Source organism: Bacterioplanoides pacificum, from assembly GCF_042648445.1.
In the GTDB taxonomy this organism is placed as follows: domain Bacteria; phylum Pseudomonadota; class Gammaproteobacteria; order Pseudomonadales; family Oceanobacteraceae; genus Bacterioplanoides; species Bacterioplanoides pacificum.
The window spans coordinates 269,096-285,633 of the sequence record NZ_JBHRYB010000005.1 but is presented as its reverse complement, the minus strand read 5'-3'; the positions used below and the strand labels follow the sequence as shown (position 1 = coordinate 285,633).

The 16,538-nt window shown below is 53.1% G+C and carries 17 protein-coding genes; 6 read left to right on the top strand and 11 right to left on the bottom strand.

All coding sequences use genetic code 11. The features are described from left to right. Positions 1–4: 4 nt before the first annotated feature. Both ACFOMG_RS05955 and ACFOMG_RS05950 read right to left on the bottom strand, forming a co-directional pair. Positions 5–961, bottom strand: coding sequence for a metallophosphoesterase (locus tag ACFOMG_RS05955; protein ID WP_376865403.1), 957 nt, complete (start codon positions 959–961; stop codon positions 5–7). A 2-nt stretch (positions 962–963) separates the two neighbouring features. Beyond that, on the bottom strand, positions 964–1,848 hold the full coding sequence (locus ACFOMG_RS05950) for an NAD(+) kinase (protein WP_376865402.1): 885 nt from the start codon (positions 1,846–1,848) through the stop codon (positions 964–966). Between the two features lie 126 nt (positions 1,849–1,974). Between ACFOMG_RS05950 and ACFOMG_RS05945 the strand changes: the two genes are divergently transcribed. After that, positions 1,975–2,862: a DUF1853 family protein gene (locus ACFOMG_RS05945; RefSeq protein WP_376865401.1), complete on the top strand. Its 888-nt coding sequence runs from the start codon at positions 1,975–1,977 to the stop codon at positions 2,860–2,862. Positions 2,863–2,865: 3 nt separating this feature from the next. On the opposite strand, the gene ACFOMG_RS05940 is transcribed toward ACFOMG_RS05945, so the two are convergent. The 3 genes from ACFOMG_RS05940 to ACFOMG_RS05930 form a co-directional block, all read right to left on the bottom strand. Continuing rightward, positions 2,866–3,729, bottom strand: coding sequence for a 1-aminocyclopropane-1-carboxylate deaminase/D-cysteine desulfhydrase (locus ACFOMG_RS05940; protein ID WP_376865400.1), 864 nt, complete (start codon positions 3,727–3,729; stop codon positions 2,866–2,868). After that, a complete protein-coding gene (locus ACFOMG_RS05935) occupies positions 3,726–4,529 on the bottom strand; it encodes a hypothetical protein (protein WP_376865398.1) in 804 nt (267 codons plus the stop codon). Before ACFOMG_RS05935 ends, ACFOMG_RS05940 begins: the two co-directional genes overlap by 4 nt. 119 nt (positions 4,530–4,648) lie before the next feature. After that, positions 4,649–5,428 carry a hypothetical protein gene (locus tag ACFOMG_RS05930; protein ID WP_376865397.1) on the bottom strand — a complete coding sequence of 260 codons (780 nt, stop codon included), beginning with the start codon at positions 5,426–5,428 and terminating at the stop codon, positions 4,649–4,651. Positions 5,429–5,615: 187 nt separating this feature from the next. On the opposite strand from ACFOMG_RS05930, the gene topA reads away from it, so the two are divergent. Beyond that, on the top strand, positions 5,616–8,282 hold the full coding sequence (gene topA, locus ACFOMG_RS05925) for a type I DNA topoisomerase (protein ID WP_376865396.1): 2,667 nt from the start codon (positions 5,616–5,618) through the stop codon (positions 8,280–8,282). Between the two features lie 141 nt (positions 8,283–8,423). Beyond that, entirely contained in the window at positions 8,424–8,714 is a 291-nt protein-coding gene (locus ACFOMG_RS05920) for a ComEA family DNA-binding protein (protein WP_376865395.1), read from the top strand. Positions 8,715–8,790: 76 nt separating this feature from the next. Here the strand turns inward: ACFOMG_RS05920 and ACFOMG_RS05915 are convergent, their stop codons facing one another. The 5 genes from ACFOMG_RS05915 to ACFOMG_RS05895 all read right to left on the bottom strand — a co-directional run bounded on the left by ACFOMG_RS05915 (position 8,791) and on the right by ACFOMG_RS05895 (position 12,473). Continuing rightward, positions 8,791–9,501, bottom strand: a complete 711-nt coding sequence (locus tag ACFOMG_RS05915) for a hypothetical protein (RefSeq protein ID WP_376865393.1) — start codon at positions 9,499–9,501, stop codon at positions 8,791–8,793. A gap of 11 nt (positions 9,502–9,512) precedes the next feature. Further along, positions 9,513–9,764: a glutaredoxin family protein gene (locus ACFOMG_RS05910; protein WP_376865392.1), complete on the bottom strand. Its 252-nt coding sequence runs from the start codon at positions 9,762–9,764 to the stop codon at positions 9,513–9,515. A gap of 74 nt (positions 9,765–9,838) precedes the next feature. Continuing rightward, positions 9,839–10,870, bottom strand: a complete 1,032-nt coding sequence (locus ACFOMG_RS05905; RefSeq protein WP_376865391.1) for a DUF5610 domain-containing protein — start codon at positions 10,868–10,870, stop codon at positions 9,839–9,841. Between the two features lie 142 nt (positions 10,871–11,012). Next, entirely contained in the window at positions 11,013–11,297 is a 285-nt protein-coding gene (locus ACFOMG_RS05900) for a hypothetical protein (protein ID WP_376865390.1), read from the bottom strand. Positions 11,298–11,444: 147 nt separating this feature from the next. After that, on the bottom strand, positions 11,445–12,473 hold the full coding sequence (locus tag ACFOMG_RS05895) for an AraC family transcriptional regulator (protein ID WP_376865389.1): 1,029 nt from the start codon (positions 12,471–12,473) through the stop codon (positions 11,445–11,447). 175 nt (positions 12,474–12,648) lie between these two features. On the opposite strand from ACFOMG_RS05895, the gene ACFOMG_RS05890 reads away from it, so the two are divergent. The 3 genes from ACFOMG_RS05890 to ACFOMG_RS05880 all read left to right on the top strand — a co-directional run bounded on the left by ACFOMG_RS05890 (position 12,649) and on the right by ACFOMG_RS05880 (position 15,851). Next, entirely contained in the window at positions 12,649–13,521 is an 873-nt protein-coding gene (locus ACFOMG_RS05890; RefSeq protein ID WP_376865388.1) for a MaoC/PaaZ C-terminal domain-containing protein, read from the top strand. A gap of 191 nt (positions 13,522–13,712) precedes the next feature. After that, complete coding sequence (locus tag ACFOMG_RS05885) at positions 13,713–14,417, top strand: hypothetical protein (protein WP_376865387.1); 705 nt, start codon at positions 13,713–13,715, stop codon at positions 14,415–14,417. Between the two features lie 387 nt (positions 14,418–14,804). After that, positions 14,805–15,851: an AraC family transcriptional regulator gene (locus tag ACFOMG_RS05880; protein ID WP_376865386.1), complete on the top strand. Its 1,047-nt coding sequence runs from the start codon at positions 14,805–14,807 to the stop codon at positions 15,849–15,851. 33 nt (positions 15,852–15,884) lie between these two features. On the opposite strand, the gene rrtA is transcribed toward ACFOMG_RS05880, so the two are convergent. Continuing rightward, positions 15,885–16,514, bottom strand: a complete 630-nt coding sequence (rrtA, locus tag ACFOMG_RS05875; RefSeq protein ID WP_376865384.1) for a rhombosortase — start codon at positions 16,512–16,514, stop codon at positions 15,885–15,887. Between the last annotated feature and the right edge of the window lie 24 nt (positions 16,515–16,538).

Genomic DNA, 16,538 nt, shown 5'->3' with positions numbered 1-16,538 from the left:
GCGGTCAGCGCTCGCTTTTTTCTACCCGCACCCAGGTAAATTTACCCGGTTGCAGATGTCGCTCAGTGTCCATCCGGTACGCCACTAAACGGCCATATTTCACTGCGCTGTAATCCAGACAGGCAATGTTCGGTACAATCGGAGACGGCAACCCCCACATCCAGTAATGACCGATAAACAAGGGTTTTTCCGCCGGGCCGTAATACACCAGCCGCTGTTTTTCTTCAGCACTCAGCGGCGCGTGTTCTATATCTGCCGGCAACGGGTCCGGCTGGAATAACACATCGCTGTATTTCTGCGGCGATTCGACCCAGAACTTGGCGCGGAAAAACTGCCGCACCATGCCGTCACGGGCAGTCATTGAGCGGCCATCCGGCAACTTCAGTGAGGTACCGCGTAACGTACGGTCGAGGAATTTATAAATAAACGAGCTGGTATCAACCGATTCCGCCAGCATATTGTGATGCATCTGATTACCGCCATAACGTGCCACAAACTCATCAATCATGGCCTGATCCCAGCAGGCATGCACCACACGAAAATGTTCAAATTCCTGAAACAGCGGCAAACCGACAAACCAGTCGAGGAAGTCGTTAAATTCGTGCGGGTAATTAGCGAACTGCTCGATCGTTTGTTCAACAATAAAGTCATTACGCTTGGTATGTGGCCGTAAGAAAGGCTGGCGCATACCCGCAGGCGCATCAGTGCAATAGGTCACGACATTGTATTCGTGGTTACCCATGACAATTTCAGCATGGCCATTATCGACCATATCACGCACCACATGACAGGCCAGGCGGATATTTGGCCCACGATCAACGATGTCACCTAAAAACACCACTTTGCGTTTCGGGTGCTGGTAAACCCCGTTTTTTTTGCTGTAACCCATCTGTTCCAGCAACTTAATCAGGGTGTGACCACAACCGTGGATATCACCAATTAAATCGTAACCCTGGTGCATGGCTACTCTCCCAGATTGCTGGCCCACCCCAGTTTGGTTCGGCAGATTTCATAGAAGTTATGCCCTTTCGGGTGGATCAGCTTCAGCTTGTGCGCTTTTTTACGAATCGTAATAGCATCACCCGGTGCACAGGGAATATGGTTCTGGCCATCACAACTGACGGTCGGATAAATATCCTGGTCAGCACTGGCAACAATTTTAATTTCGCTTTTACCGTCGACCACAATCGGCCGGCTCGATAAGGTATGGGGAAACATCGGCACCAGCACCAGCGCATCCAGCCGCGGATGCATGATCGGACCGCCGCCGGATAATGAATAAGCGGTAGAACCGGTTGGCGTCGACACAATCAGGCCATCAGAACGCAGGCTATAGACAAACTGGCCTTCGATATACAGATCAAACGCAATCATGCGCGCTGATTTCCCCGGATGCAGGACAACATCGTTTAATGCCGCCGCCGAGCCGATCGGATTACCGTCCCGTTTGACCTCCGCATCCAGCAGGAAACGCCGCTCTTCAACGTATTCACCATCCAGCACGTCCTGAACCGCCTGTAACATGTCGTCATCCGGGCTGATATCGGTCAGAAAGCCTAACCGGCCGCGGTTAATCCCCAACACCGGCGTATTAAATTTTGCCAGCGCACGGGCGGCGCCCAGCAGGCTGCCATCACCACCAACAACAATGACCAGATCACAGATTTCACCAAGAATGCTGACCTTACTGGTTTGCATACCATGACCCGGCATCACATCCGCAATGCGGTCCTCGAGAATGACGTGATACCCTTCTTCGATCAGATAGCGCTTGAGGCGCTTGATGGTCTCAATCACTTTTTTGCTGTTCAGGCGGCCGATAATGCCGATATTGCGGAACTCTTCCATCTGCTGAAAACTCGTCGTCTCTGATATATGACTTAGGTCAGGTTCATAAGGTATAACTGCGCTTTATACCACAGCATGGGCACCTCTGAATAATACCAGGGCCCGGAGTGACACAGGTTCAGTGAGGTGTTTTTGTTTTCTCCCCCGTTACCGCCACAACATCGCTACTTTTTATTAGCGCATGACTACCAGCGCGATCTGCTCTGGAGCGTGTTTGGCCCGGCCCTGCTGGATTGTCCATGGTCCCCGGCCGAACCCGCCTGGTTACAACAAAGCCCGATATCCCACTGGCCGGACTGGGCCGATCATATTCCGCCACCAGCTCCGTTTCGCAGCAGCCGCCTGGGACTGATGTTCGAACAGATCTGGCACCAGTATTTCGATCAGCAGGCAATCCACTGGCAGGCCAACCTGCAGGTTCAGCAAGGCAAACGCACACTCGGTGAACTGGATTTATTAATACAACACGGCCAACAACCCTGGCACCTGGAGCTGGCGCTGAAGTTCTACCTGGGGTTTGGTAATGACTGGATCGGACCGAACCGGCGTGATTACCTGGCCGATAAAATCCGCCACACCCGGGATAAACAACTGCCGCTGTCACAACATCCGGCCGCCCGGCGACTGTTAGCGCAATACGGCTGGCACCAGATACAGCCTCAGGCACTGATGCGCGGTTGCCTGTTTCATCCGGCGAATCCGGAAATTGAAGCATTACTGCCCGCCGAGGTTAACCCGCAACACTGGCGTGGCCTCTGGCTGCACCAGGCCGATGCCCGGCAGCTGCTGCCCGACAGCCGCTGGTATTTATTAGCCAAACCGCAATGGCTCAGCCCGGCCCGGGTGCCGTTCAGCGTTGACCGTTCGCGGTTACTGCAACACATCGACATACACTTCCGCCACCTGAATGGTGCCTTATGTGCCGTTGAAGTGGCTCAGAACCCGGCGGGACACTGGTGTGAGCAGCAACGCTGGCTGATTATGCCAGATCACTGGCCGCAGGTTGCCGGCTGAGGCTTACAGCTGATAGCCACGGCGTCCCTGTAAACCGCCGGAATGGATCAGCAACACCCGCTGCTGCGACAGTGCTGGATCGTTCAGGCTCTGCTGACGATAAGCCCAGACCAGCTTCGCGGTATACACCGGGTCCAGCGGTAACTGCTGCTGATCATAATGCCGGATAAGCTGGCGCAGCTCTGCCGGGCATTTAGCAAAACCGCCCAGGTGATAATTTTCCAGTAAACGCCAGTTATCAGCCGCCAGCTGCTGTTGCCAGCGACGCCGTAACTCGCCCTGATCGGCCACCACATTCACCGCCACCACCTCGGTATTGCTGCCACGCAAGGCTTTGATCATCCCCTGAGCCGTGGTGCCACTGCCAGCCGCCAGCCACACCTGCTGATAACCCAGGCAATGGCGTGCCAGCCGTTCACAGCCCAACTCTCCCGCATCTCCGCCGCCGCCCTCCGGGATCACAAGTGCCTGGTAACGGCGCGCCAGCTGTTGCTGATAATCCGGCTCATAACGTCTGGCGTAGCTTTGTTTGTCAGCAAACACCAGCTCCATCCCCCAGTCGCGGCAATCCGCCAGAGTCGGAGTCAGCGCTACTTCGGCATAACCGCGTACCACACCGATCGTACGCCGTTTCAGTAACTTGCCAGCGGCCGCCAGGGCATGTAAATGATTGGAAAAAGGGCCACCAAAGCTTAATAAAGCCAGCTCCGGCTGGTGTTCAGCGGCTGCGAGATGGCCGGACAGTTTGAATGCCTTGTTACCACTGATCAGAGGATGGAGCTGATCCAGCCGCAGAATATCGGTATGCCCCAGGTCGGCAACAGGCTGACGGGGTATCTCAGCCTGTAACAACTCGTCCAGCGTCAAGAGGTTTCGGCATCCAGCCGGGCAAGTTCCAGTTCGGCCTGCAATAACTCAATCTGTTGCTGATATCCACTCAGCTGGTGCGCATGTCGCTGTTTCAGCTCCTCTGCCTGCCGGGCAGTTAATGCACCCGATTCCGCCTGTTCCGTTTGACGCTGCAATGCCTCATTCAGGCTGCGCTGACGTTCGATCTCCTGTTGCAACTGCTGCAGTTGCTTACGGTAAGTATCCACTTCGTTGCGCAACATCTGCTTCAGTGCTTCCACCTCAGGGGCGTCGTGCTTTTGTGCCAACAGCGAACCGGGACTGACACCACTCACCCGCTGCACGGCCGACAGCGGCGAACTGTCGGCGGAGACGGGCGCCACGGCGGCTGGTAACGGCTGTTGCACCAGGCTGCTGTCACGCAGTGCTTTGCGGATCGCCATAAAATCGGATGTCGCCGGTTCCCATAACGATTGCCTGTGCCAGGAAACCGAGCACTGAGACTGGCAGGCCAGGCGTATTCGTCCGGCCCCCATATTGGGTCCGGGACCGGCGTTATCCGCCAATCGCTGCAGCGGCATATACCAGTCAGGGCGGGCAATAATATCCGCTCCTGAACACTGCACCGGCAACTGAAATAACACAATGGCTTCCGCACACTGGTGATTGCCAACCTGTACATAAGCGGCACACAGATAATCACCGGACGGTCCGATCAGTGATGCGCCCTGGCGCACCTGCTGCTCAAAGTCTTTCAGCCGATAACCGGCCACTACCTCATGCTCATGCAGGATAAATACAGCTTCCTGAAAACTCATAACCGTTCCTGAGGGGTCTATTTATTATTTTGCCCAGCACAGTAATAAAAAAGCATGATGATAAAAAGGGTTTTTTAGCTGAAGACCATAAAGTCAGCGGCAGTGTGAATCAGGCCATATCAGAATTTTTGTTTTTGCTCCGCAGCCGGGTCGCGCGGAATACCGAATTCATCCTTGCCATGGGCATCTTCTTCTTTCGATAAGGCCCGACTGAGAGCATCTTCTTTATGTGGCTCGCCGTTATACAAGGCTGCCGCCCGGGCGGTCAGATCACGGATGCGGTCATTTTTCTCGGGGTATTGAATATCGAATTCAATTAACAGTTTTTTAGCCGCTTTATAATAGTTGGTTGCCGTGACTACATCGGCGCGTTTAGCGGCGACCTCCCCCTGGGCGGTATAGGTATCCACCTCCCGCTCCAGCAAAGTAATGCGTAAATAACGGCGGTATTCCATCATCGCCGTTTCGGAAATCATTTTTTGCCTGGCCATCGGTCCCAGCGCTTTCAGAATGCGCGAAAACTGCTGTTTGGCATAACGGATTTCGCGATCACTTTTCAATACTTTACGCACACGGCCAGCGGCTTCTATTTTCTGGCGGTATTGTTCGACATCCAGTTCATCACGTGATTGCAGCGTATCGTTTTCCGGCAACGCCTGTTGATAACGCTGATAAAAATAGGCCACCCGGTCGAGTACCACCAGCTGCAACTCCTTAAAGCCATCGACCAGCATCAGAAATTCCAGCGCCTCCAGCAAGTCGTCCGCGGCGGTTTTTATGGCCCGCGCCTGCGACCGTTTCTGATGCTGTGCCTGCTGCCGTCGCCCGGCGACCACCAGTCCCAAAAGCACCAGCATTACCGGTAAAGCAATCGCTACCACCAATCCAATTGCAGACATAAACTGTCAAATCCCCCCAAAACTGTGCTATTCCTGTTAAGCCTTCGCTGTGAACAGTTTAGCAATGATTGGCTGTGACGTAGCGACAATAATATCGAACAGAGGCTTGACCACCCCCCGGGGGTTGCCATTAAAGTGTCGCCTCTTAGCGACTGGCAGTGTCAACAACAAGGGTAATTCAAAGGAAATGGGCAAATCGCTGGTAATTGTGGAATCGCCTGCTAAGGCCAAAACCATTAATAAATATCTGGGCAAAGACTACATCGTTAAGTCCAGTGTCGGTCATGTGCGCGATCTGCCTACCTCAGGTTCAGGCAAAACCACCGACCCCAAAGAACGGGCCCGACAAGCTGCGCTGACGCGTAAAATGTCGCCTGAAGAAAAGGCCGCCCATAAAAAGCGTAAAGCCAAAGAGCAGCTGATTGGTCGTATGGGGGTTGATCCTGAGTCCGGCTGGCAGGCCAACTATCAGGTGTTACCGGGCAAAGAAAAGGTGGTTGATGAGCTCAAACGCCTGGCCAAAGACGCCGACCATATCTATCTCGCAACGGATTTGGACCGCGAAGGGGAAGCCATTGCCTGGCACCTGCGGGAAATCATTGGTGAAAAAGATAAAGATTACCGGCGCGTGGTATTTAACGAAATTACCCGCAAAGCGATTCAGAGTGCCTTCGAGCAGCCGTCTGAGCTGAATATGAACCGGGTAAATGCCCAACAGGCGCGTCGCTTCCTCGACCGTGTGGTCGGCTTCATGGTATCGCCACTGCTGTGGGCGAAAGTGGCCCGGGGCCTGTCTGCTGGCCGGGTGCAATCCGTTGCCGTACGCCTGATCGTGGAGCGCGAGCGCGAGATCCGTGCCTTTATCCCGGAAGAATATTGGGAAGCATTTGCCGAACTGACCACCGCCGACGGCACTGAATTACGTACTCAGGTGGTCAAATACCAGGGGGCGGAGTTCCGTCCGACCAACGAAACCGATACCCTGTCGGCACTGGACACCCTGCGCGCCGCTGACTTTATTGTTAAAAGCCGCGAAGACAAACCGACCAGCTCTAAACCGGCCGCCCCTTTTATTACCTCAACACTGCAGCAGGCCGCCAGTACCCGGCTGGGTTTCAGCGTTAAAAAAACCATGACACTGGCCCAGCGTCTGTACGAAGCCGGTTACATCACGTATATGCGTACCGACTCAACCAACCTGAGTCAGGATGCCATCGACAGTGTGCGTGGCTATATCGCTGACAAGCTGGGTGACGATTACCTGCCAGAGCAGCCGCGTCTGTACAGCAGCAAAGAAGGTGCACAGGAAGCGCACGAAGCGATCCGGCCATCGGACGTCAAACTGCGTCCGGGCGACCTGAACAAAATGGAACCGGATGCCGAACGTTTATACGACCTGATCTGGCGCCGTTTTGTCGCCTGTCAGACCACTGATGCCAAATTCACCAGCACCACCATTACAGTGGCAGCGGCTGACTACGACCTGAAAACCCGCGGCCGTGTTATTCGTTTTGATGGCCACCTGAAAGTGCTGCCTCCGGTCAGTAAAAGTGACGACGACCGGGTATTGCCGGATGTGGCTCAGGGCGAAAAACTCGACCTGCAGGAACTGCAACCAAAGCAACACTTCACTAAACCGGCCCCCCGCTTTTCAGAAGCGGCACTGGTTAAAGAGCTGGAAAAACGTGGCATTGGCCGACCGTCGACCTACGCATCGATCATCTCCACCATCCAGGAACGTGGTTACGTCAGCCTTAAAGGGCGGCGTTTTTACGCAGAAAAGATGGGCGATATCGTTACCAGTCGTCTGGTCGAAAGCTTCGACGAACTGATGGATTTCAGCTTTACCGCCAATATGGAAGAAAAGCTGGATGATATTGCCGATGGCGACATCAACTGGACCGAAGTACTGGATAACTTTTACCAGGATTTCCAGCAACAACTCGAAACCGCCGAAAGTGAACAGGGCATGCGCCCGAATTCACCGGTCGACACCGATATCGACTGCCCGAAGTGTGGCCGACACATGCAGATCCGTACCGGCTCCACCGGCGTATTTCTCGGTTGTTCAGGCTATAGCCTGCCGCCCAAAGAACGCTGCACACAAACACTGAACCTGATCCCCGGCGATGAAGCCATCACCGCCGACGAGGATGAAGAAGCCGAAAGCCGTCGTCTGATGGACAAACGTCGCTGCCAGATCTGTGACGCAGCGATGGACAGCTACCTGCTGGACGAAACCCGCAAACTGCATATCTGTGGTAATAACCCGGACTGCAGCGGTTTTGAAGTCGAACAAGGTCAGTTCAAAATTAAAGGTTACGATGGTCCGACACTGGAATGTGATCGCTGCGGCAGTGAAATGCAGCTCAAATCCGGTCGTTTTGGCAAATATTTTGGCTGTACCAATGACGAGTGTAAAAACACCCGGAAATTACTGAAAAGCGGCGAAGCGGCACCGCCTAAAATGGATCCGATTCCGATGCCGGAGCTTCAGTGCCAGAAAGTCGACGACACTTATGTGTTGCGCGATGGCGCCGCCGGCTTATTCCTGGCCGCCAGCCAGTTCCCTAAAAACCGTGAGACCCGGGCTCCACAAGTGGCTGAGCTGTTATCACACCAGGCTGAGTTACCACAAAAATATCACTACCTGCTGGATGCTCCTCGGGCCGATAATGATGGTAATCCCAGCGTTATTCGCTACAGCCGTAAGACCAAAGAGCAATATGTGATGACAGAGGATGAAAACGGCAAAGCCACTGGCTGGACCGCTCATTTTGTCGACAATACCTGGGTCGTAACAGAAAAGAAAAAAGCCGCTAAAAAAGCACCGGCGAAAAAGAAAAAGAGCTGATTTTTCTGTTATAAAACAGCGTTATTTGTCATACCTAAATCCGAGAAAGGCATCGTTTAAAATGATACTTTTCCCGGATTTTTTCGTTTCTGACGAGCTGTTAAGTTGAGGCTTCCCTTCAGGAAAAAAGGAGTAACAACAATGAAATGGATCGTAAAATCAGCCCTCACCGCGTTGTTTGTACTGGCATCAATCAACAGCCTGGCCGAACAACCCGCAACCCCGATTGATATTAACAGCGCCAGCGCCGAAGAGCTGACGATGCTGAATGGCATCGGAGAGACCAAAGCCAATGCCATCGTTGCTTACCGCGAGCAAAAAGGCCCGTTTACCTCAGCGGAAGAACTGGTACTGGTTAAAGGCATTGGTGAAGCACTGGTCGCAAAAAACCGTGACCGCATCAGCGTCAGCCAGGCAAACGACAAACCTTAATCAAACACGACAGATAACAAAAGGCCTCCAACCACAAATGGTCGGAGGCCTTTTTTATAACGACCAGACTGGCAGATTATTCCGCAATCAGGCAGTTACCCCACTCACAACGGGCAATCAGATAGCTGCCGTCCGGACAACGGGCATCGTATACCTCATGTGGCCAGGCATTTTTCAGCAGTTGCACCTCAGCCCCCGGACAGCCCTGACGACGCGCCATTTTTTCCACCACATAAAACGAACGCCCGTATACCCGTCCGGTTCGTTGTTCGACCGATGCCTTTTTCAGCGCCAGTTCTTTCCCCTGACTCTGAGAACGACGCTGCAGCGCCACCAGGTTATTGTACAGCGACTCATTACCACGCAGGTCGCGTTCACCCTCACTGTATTGCGTCATAATGCCACGGCATAACTGCTCACGATCGCTGGTATTCTGCATCAGTTCCTGCACTTCCTGCTCAGCGGTTTCCACCACCTGCCAGGTCAGCGCCATGGCCAGGCGAGCGCCGGTTTCAGCGCGCTCGTCGGTCACTGTCACCAGGTCATACGCCAGGCCAAAATCAGCACTCTCAACAAAAGCACCGTTTCGTTTCCACCAGTTTTTCTGAGTCATCAGCGCCTGCTGCTTTGCTTCACTGCTGACACCGGTACAGGCATCCACCCAGCTGCGCAGACTGGTATCAGTTTGCAGCGCGTAATAAATTGCCTCTCCGGTCGGTGATAATGGATTGGAAGAGCAGCCAGCCAGGCCGATACATGTCAGCAATACAGCCAATGCAGAACGCATGGGAATTCCCCTTATGATGTTGAGTCCCTGAGATTAAGCCAGGCGAACAATTCAGAATGATTAAACGGCCAGTTCAGTTCCCGGCCACTGTGTTCTTCTTTTAATACGGGGATACGGGTACCGTATTGTTCAACCAGCGTGTCTGATTCACTGATATCTTCCAGATACACGTCCATGGACACTTTCGTCGCTACCTCAACAATTACCTGCTGGGCCAGCTCACATAAATGACAGGCACTGGTGCCATACAAAACGTAGGCCATGTTATTCCTCCGCTAAAACGCCTTTTATTATAGCGACGAATAGCGGCAACGTCCGCCTCAGCAGCGAAACTAAATCAGACCTGAGTTGGGGATTCCGCCGTCAGACCACTCAGCTGTGCCAATCCTTCATGGAAACGATCCCAGATGGGCATCCGCTCCTCCTGGGGTAACAGGTTGTTCACCAGATCCTGCAGTGTGGTTTCCGGTTGTTGCAACGCCGAGGCCTGTTCAATGGCATGCTGGTAAGCGTCGATATAAGACGCCAGCGGGAATTTTAAGCCTTCCAGTTGTTCCGTCGGTAACTGTGGCTGAATGTCCGAGTAGGCCCGGGTGGAGGCAACCACAGTTTTCTGAGTCAGGTTAAGGCTCATCGACGCCAGCTCCGTACCATCAAACCCCAGGTCCATTGCCTGTTGCAACGCGCCCCCCAGATCACCACCGAAAAACCGCTCACTCAGATCTTGAGCGGATTCGAATAATCCCGCCAGTGCCTGCTGCTCGGCGTCATCCAGCTCCCCCTCCACCGACATCTGCCAACCAGACTGACTGACACTGCTGAAACCCAGCTCTCCGCCAGCTTGATACCCGGAGCGCGCTTCCGACTGGGCAAATGACACACTGACTTTGTCACCATCCCGGGTCATTACCTGCAGCGAAAAGGAGTTCGCAACCTGCAACTGCGTAGCACTGGCCAGCAACGCCGGGCTGGCTTCAGGTTGCAGACTTTCGCCCTGCTCCAGACGGTTAATCCCGTCTTCAATCTGAGCCCGGCCAGCGGCAATTTCTTCCTTCAGTTCATCGGTTAACAAGCCGCGGCTTTCGAGAATCGATTCAGCCTCAGCATAACCACGCGCTACGCCATCACGGGCGGCAGCAATTCGCTCAGCAATCCGCTCACTGCTGGCACCGGAAGCGCGCAGGCGCTCAATATCATTACCGATAAAGCCCAGCATGTTGCTGGCAGTTTGTTGCGCGGACTGACGCTCGCCATTAACCAGTTCGTTTGCTAATGGCTGGCTGACACCCGCCGCAGATGCACGATTCGGCTGCTGCGCCGACTGCGATTGCAGAAAACCAAATTGCTGGGGATTGAGAGAAATAGCCATAACCGCCTCCGATCGTCAGTGCCTGAATCAGGTTATCGGCCAGCGATGTTGCGTCTTTAGCCCGAAAACGCCCTTTTTGCCAACAAAAAAGCCTCTGCACCCGAAAAGGTCCAGAGGCTGCTCAGAACAGGAACTCACGGCTTCAGTAACAAATGGCGCCTTGCTGAAAATCATCCTGCAAATTCACCGACCAGGTCACATGTTGTTTCTCCAGCTCATCCAGCAACTCGCGGGTGGTTGCATACATCAGCTGGGTGGTTTTCATCACTTTAAATGCCGCACGACACGCCATCTCATCCAGCGCCATGGTTTCTTCCAGCGACAACACACCGTGATCTGCCAGCGATGTACGCCATTCATGGATATCACCACGTGCCAGCAAGTGGTCAATCAGTGGTTGAATCAGGGACAGTTTTTCAGCAGACATAAAACACCTCGGTACTCAGAACGAGATACCAAGATGCCGCTTCACACGGTGAAAATAAAGATCAAAAATTAAACAGTTCTGTGAGTAAAAAGAAACAGTTACACCATCTGAATCGCTGCTTCTCCCGGCGAACAACCGCTTTAACACTCAGAAAGTGGTTTGTTTCCGTTGATTCCGATATTCAACCGGCGTCTGCTGAGTCCAGCGCTTGAAGGCCCGGTAAAAGGTGCTTGGTTCAGAAAAGCCGGTCAGATAAACAATTTCATCAATGCTTTCATCGGTACCCGACAACAGCCGTTTCGCCAGGTTGCAACGATAGTCAGCCAGCAGCTGATTAAAATTGGTACCGGCTTCGGTCAGACGGGTGCGTAAAGTGCGTGGTTTAATATCCAGCCGGGCAGCAACGTCATCCAGATTCACCTGCCCGGTTTCCAGCACCTCGCCAAATACCTTGTAAACCCGGGACACCACATCCTGCCGTTCCAGTTTGGCAACATGTTCACTGGCCAGCTTTTCGTGCAACTGCAACAACTCTGGCTCCGCATGGGAAGACGGCAGCGCGAGTAAAGCGGTATCAAAATAAATCCGCACATCGGTCTGAGCAAAAGTTACCGGGCACTGATATATACGCTGGTGCTCAGCATCATCCGCCGGCGCCGCATGAGGAAAGTGAATACGGGACGGCTTAAAAGCGTCGTCGGTGACATATTGGAAAAAACGGATCAGCCCCAGGCACATACACTCCGACAGATGTTTTACCGTAGCCACCTTGTCGCTGGCGCTGTCGACCAGAATATAAGCCTCATTTCCTTCAATACCAATGCTCGCCTGAGATGCATCACTCAGCAGTCGCTGGTAATTCAACACCCGTTTAAGCCCTTCTCCGAAGGTTGGGCTGGACAGGAACAGGTATTGTAAAACCTGGCCCTTGTATACCGGCATATGTTCGCCCAGGTGCAGACCGATATCAGAGTCACCACTGACCTCTTCCATCACGTTCCAGAAAATGACCTGAGCATCATGTGGGGTACGCACATGCCGGTCCTCCAGCAACTGCGGTGTAATCCCCAACCGCTGACACACCTCGCCGACGTCCAGCTCCATGCTTAACATTGCCTGATAAGCCAGCTGAATCATAATGCCTGAGTCGCGAAGTTCCGCCATTCCACCGGACATAAGTGCTTGAATTTCCTCGTGAGTGTTTGTGGATTTTGCCAGATAAAGCGCCAGCTGCAAGTCCTTATTGGCCAATCTGACAGTCATCCCACCGGCCAATGCCAATGGGCCTGTGCCGGGGCGAACCTAAACTTACGGGTTGTTTCTTCATTCTCACAGCTCAAGGGTTAGACACATGACTCAGGCGACACGTCTAAATTTCAACCAAACACCAGGCACACTGAGCCAGTATGCCCGCGCTCTGTTCGCCAAAGGTTCGGGCCAGAAAGAACCACAACTGCCGTCACTGGAAGCTATGCAAACCGGTGTGCGCGCCGATCGCAATAAAGTTATCGCTTACGCCGATGTCTGTGGTTTTGATAGTGCCGCTGCTCAGCTGCCGCTGACTTACCCGCACATCCTGGCCTTCCCGCTACACATGGAACTGATGTTACATAAATCCTTTCCACTGGCACTGATGGGGCTGGTGCACATCCGCAACAGTATCAGCCAGTACCGTGCGATTGATTGTCAGGAAAAACTGGATATCCGCTGTTTTATCAGCAACAGCGAGCGCACTGACAAAGGTCTGGAATTTGATATCAAAACGGAAATCGACATTGCCGGCGAGCGGGTGTGGGAATCGGTCAGCACCAACCTGGCACGCATCGGCGGCGGTGCTAAAAAGGTGGCCAGTAATCAGCTACGTCCGGCGTTACCACAATTTGAAATGGCAGAACGCTGGTTATTGGCGAGTAATCTCGGACGGCGTTATGCCCGGGTGTCTGGTGATTCCAACCCGATTCACCTGTTTGCCGCGTCCGCTAAACTGTTCGGCTTTAAAAGCCATATTGCTCATGGCATGTGGAGCAAAGCCCGCACCGCCGCGGCGTTACAAAAAAAGCTGGGCAGCGATGCCTGCCGCATCACCACGGAATTCAAACTACCGGTATTCTTACCCACGACGGTGGAACTGAACTACAACCGGGGTGAGCAGACCATGGCTTTTGATCTGCGCGACACCAAGGGCCAGAAAGTGCACATGAAAGGCGAAATCCAGCGCCTGTAAGGGTTATTATTCCGTCGCCTGCTCAGCAGCCGTTCAACGCCTCATGGCTTGAGCTGCGTCACACAAAAAATGACCCGCAATCAGGAATCCGGGCTTTGCGGTTAATTTGCAACCGCTGCGGGATGTTATTGGTGTCATAAATCGTTATATTCAGCACCTGATCAAAACAACAATAAACGGACTCACCCGATATGACTGTTACACGTTCTCCTCTGCTGAAAGGTGCCGCTCTGCTGCTGCCGTCAGCAGCGTTACTCTGCCCGCTACCCGCTCTGGCCGAAGGCGGTTTTGTCAGCCTGCAAAGCGGCATCACCGATTCCCAGGACATGGATAACTTCAATACCGCCTACAAAATTCAGTTTGGTCCGAATATTCTCGATCAGTTTGCACTGGAATTTGGCCTGCTGGACATGGGCCGTGTGGGTTACGAAGACCCGGTTGCCACCTTCACCGATGTCAGTGACGACATCCCGCCGTCGTTCCGCAATGCTGACCATGGCTCAGTGGCGCGCCAGAATGCCACACAGAATTCCGGTTCCAAAGCCACCTTTACCGGGATATCTGAGGCTCATCCGCGCGGTTTTCTGATCACCTTCCGCTATAAATTCGAGCTGACTCAGGATCTGGATTTCTTCGTCAAAACCGGCGCCAATATCTGGGAAGCGGAATACGACACCATTGAGATCATCGCCAACGACGATAAAACGGTAACAAGACGTAAAGTTAACAGTCGCAAAACCTCCGCCGTTGACCAGATTTCTGGTGGCGGATTCCTCTGGCAGCCGCTTCAGGATCTGGCCCTGAGAGCCGAACTGGAAACCACCGCACTGGATAGCCAGCACTTCAGCCGGGTGCGTTTCCAGCTGCTGACACTGGGGGCACAGCTCGAGTTTTAAGACAAAAATTGTCACCCACAACATTGGGTTCCTGTCGTGAAAGTCCAGCATAAAAAGCAAAAATTGCTTTTTATGCTCACAAATGACAAAAATAAAAGAGCAGTAATATCAACCCTCATCTTCAATAAACGACCGTTTATCTCTGATACTTGACAACCCACAAGCAAACAAAGGATATTCTGAACCCACGTTTTATGGCGGCTGCCGCAGCCTGGTTGATGCCGGGGCATTTGGGTAGCACCAACACGTTACACAGCGTAACAACCGACAAAAATGGTCACATAGGGTTACGATTAAATCCGTTATATTTACTCTTTAATCACTGGCATACAGATTGCTGGAGTTTAAAGTCTAAAAATAAGAATGAATCGAGCAGGCGCACACACAATGGAACAAGGTTACCTATCAACTGCGTTAATTCGCCCACTACTGGAAGCAGCCGGATCAACCTTTTTCAACGAATTAGGCGACCAGGATGAAGCCATCCAGCGCATCCTGAAACAGTTAAAAGACCCCGACAGCCGGGTCAGCAGCGGTGATGCTGACCAGCTGATCAGCCAGTTAATTCGCGCCACCAATGACGAAGCATTGTGCGTGCAGCCATCCCACAAATTTAATGCTCACAGCAGCTGTCAGTTACAGCACCTGTTTTTGTGCTGCAACACCTTGCGTGAAGCGCTGTATTACCTGGAAAAGTTTTCACCGCTACTCAGCGATCAGCTGGAAATTCAGGTCACCCGCACACGTGATAATGTCATCAAGGTTAAACTGCCGGTGGCCGATAACTTTATCGTCGCTGCAGAACGCCGCCGTAATGAAGTAATTATCAGCACCCTGCTGAACTGGTTGCGCCAGCTGTGTGGCAGTGAACTGCAGATCAGCCAGATCAGCCTGCCCTTCCCGGCGACCCAATACAGCCATCAGTATGAACGCGCCTGGAAAACGGATATTGAGTTTAACAGCGAAGAGTGTTGTATCCAGTTCCACAGCCGCTGGCTAGACGAAGGGCTGCACAGCACCAATCCTCACATCCTGAAAATGATGAAACGTGAGGTCGAAGAACAATACCGTAAGCTGGCACGCTCTGGCTCACTGGCTGAACGCATCCGTAAAGCACTGACTCAGAATAAAGTTCGCCTGAATGCTAATCAGCAGGAAGTGGCAGATTATTTCCATATCAGCGCACGCACTCTGAACCGCCACCTGCATAAAGAAAATACCTCCCTGAAGCAAATCGTCACTGACGTGCGCATTGAGATTTCCAAACGCTTACTGGTAACGACCGATGACAGCATTGAGCAAATAGCCCTGCAGATCGGTTTATCCGGCCGCCGCACACTGGACCGCATTTTTATCAAAGAAATCAACCAGAGCCCGGCACAATACCGTCAGAGTCAGAAAACCACACCACTGGTTGCCGTCGCTAACGGCTGATTAAGCAGCTAACGACTGAGCAGCAAGAAGCGGTCAAGATTCTGACCGCGGTGTGTGCTGCGCAACGGCGCGCAAATAGTGCGGTGCCAGCCAACGCAGCATTGCCAGAAAGCTGATCCCCGATAACGTCCCCATCAGATGAGACTGGGTAGCCACCCGGCCACCAATGTATCCGACCAGCGCCATATCATCGTACCAGGCAGTTTGCTCCCATGCCGTTTTACAACAAATGACCAGCAGAAACAGCCAGGCCATGCGTCGGCTGTAATAGCGTGATACAAACGGGGCAACCAGCAGAAATCCGTGCAACGCGCCGGACATTCCGACGTAATGCTGCAACCGGTCAGCGAACAGGTACAAACCGCAACCCACCCACAACATCCCCCACAACAGCAGCATGACCCCCAGACGATTATTCAGATCGCGCCCGGCAACATAGGCAAACAGCGTCATACCCAACAAATTACCCAGCAGGTGATTATCCGACAGATGTACCCAGTTGGCGCTGAACAATCGCCACCACTGATGTCCACTACCGATCAGTGCCCGGTCAAACGCCAGCCAGTCTGACGACCAGGGTTGTAATAGCCCTAACGCTGCCATCAGTGCCATAACAACACAATACAAAGCGTAACGCCGCCAGAATACGGATAACACAGACACAAAGGCCACCAGTGGAATAACGGA

What these genes read in the sequence shown, in the direction of transcription:
- ACFOMG_RS05955 (WP_376865403.1), bottom strand. Translation starts at nt 961, where the DNA reads ATGCACCAGGGTTACGATTTAATTGGTGATATCCACGGTTGTGGTCAC.
- ACFOMG_RS05950 (WP_376865402.1), bottom strand. Translation starts at nt 1,848, where the DNA reads ATGGAAGAGTTCCGCAATATCGGCATTATCGGCCGCCTGAACAGCAAA.
- ACFOMG_RS05935 (WP_376865398.1), bottom strand. Translation starts at nt 4,529, where the DNA reads ATGAGTTTTCAGGAAGCTGTATTTATCCTGCATGAGCATGAGGTAGTG.
- ACFOMG_RS05930 (WP_376865397.1), bottom strand. Translation starts at nt 5,428, where the DNA reads ATGTCTGCAATTGGATTGGTGGTAGCGATTGCTTTACCGGTAATGCTG.
- topA (WP_376865396.1), top strand. Translation starts at nt 5,616, where the DNA reads ATGGGCAAATCGCTGGTAATTGTGGAATCGCCTGCTAAGGCCAAAACC.
- ACFOMG_RS05920 (WP_376865395.1), top strand. Translation starts at nt 8,424, where the DNA reads ATGAAATGGATCGTAAAATCAGCCCTCACCGCGTTGTTTGTACTGGCA.
- ACFOMG_RS05915 (WP_376865393.1), bottom strand. Translation starts at nt 9,501, where the DNA reads ATGCGTTCTGCATTGGCTGTATTGCTGACATGTATCGGCCTGGCTGGC.
- ACFOMG_RS05910 (WP_376865392.1), bottom strand. Translation starts at nt 9,764, where the DNA reads ATGGCCTACGTTTTGTATGGCACCAGTGCCTGTCATTTATGTGAGCTG.
- ACFOMG_RS05905 (WP_376865391.1), bottom strand. Translation starts at nt 10,870, where the DNA reads ATGGCTATTTCTCTCAATCCCCAGCAATTTGGTTTTCTGCAATCGCAG.
- ACFOMG_RS05900 (WP_376865390.1), bottom strand. Translation starts at nt 11,297, where the DNA reads ATGTCTGCTGAAAAACTGTCCCTGATTCAACCACTGATTGACCACTTG.
- ACFOMG_RS05895 (WP_376865389.1), bottom strand. Translation starts at nt 12,473, where the DNA reads ATGTCCGGTGGAATGGCGGAACTTCGCGACTCAGGCATTATGATTCAG.
- ACFOMG_RS05890 (WP_376865388.1), top strand. Translation starts at nt 12,649, where the DNA reads ATGACTCAGGCGACACGTCTAAATTTCAACCAAACACCAGGCACACTG.
- ACFOMG_RS05885 (WP_376865387.1), top strand. Translation starts at nt 13,713, where the DNA reads ATGACTGTTACACGTTCTCCTCTGCTGAAAGGTGCCGCTCTGCTGCTG.
- ACFOMG_RS05880 (WP_376865386.1), top strand. Translation starts at nt 14,805, where the DNA reads ATGGAACAAGGTTACCTATCAACTGCGTTAATTCGCCCACTACTGGAA.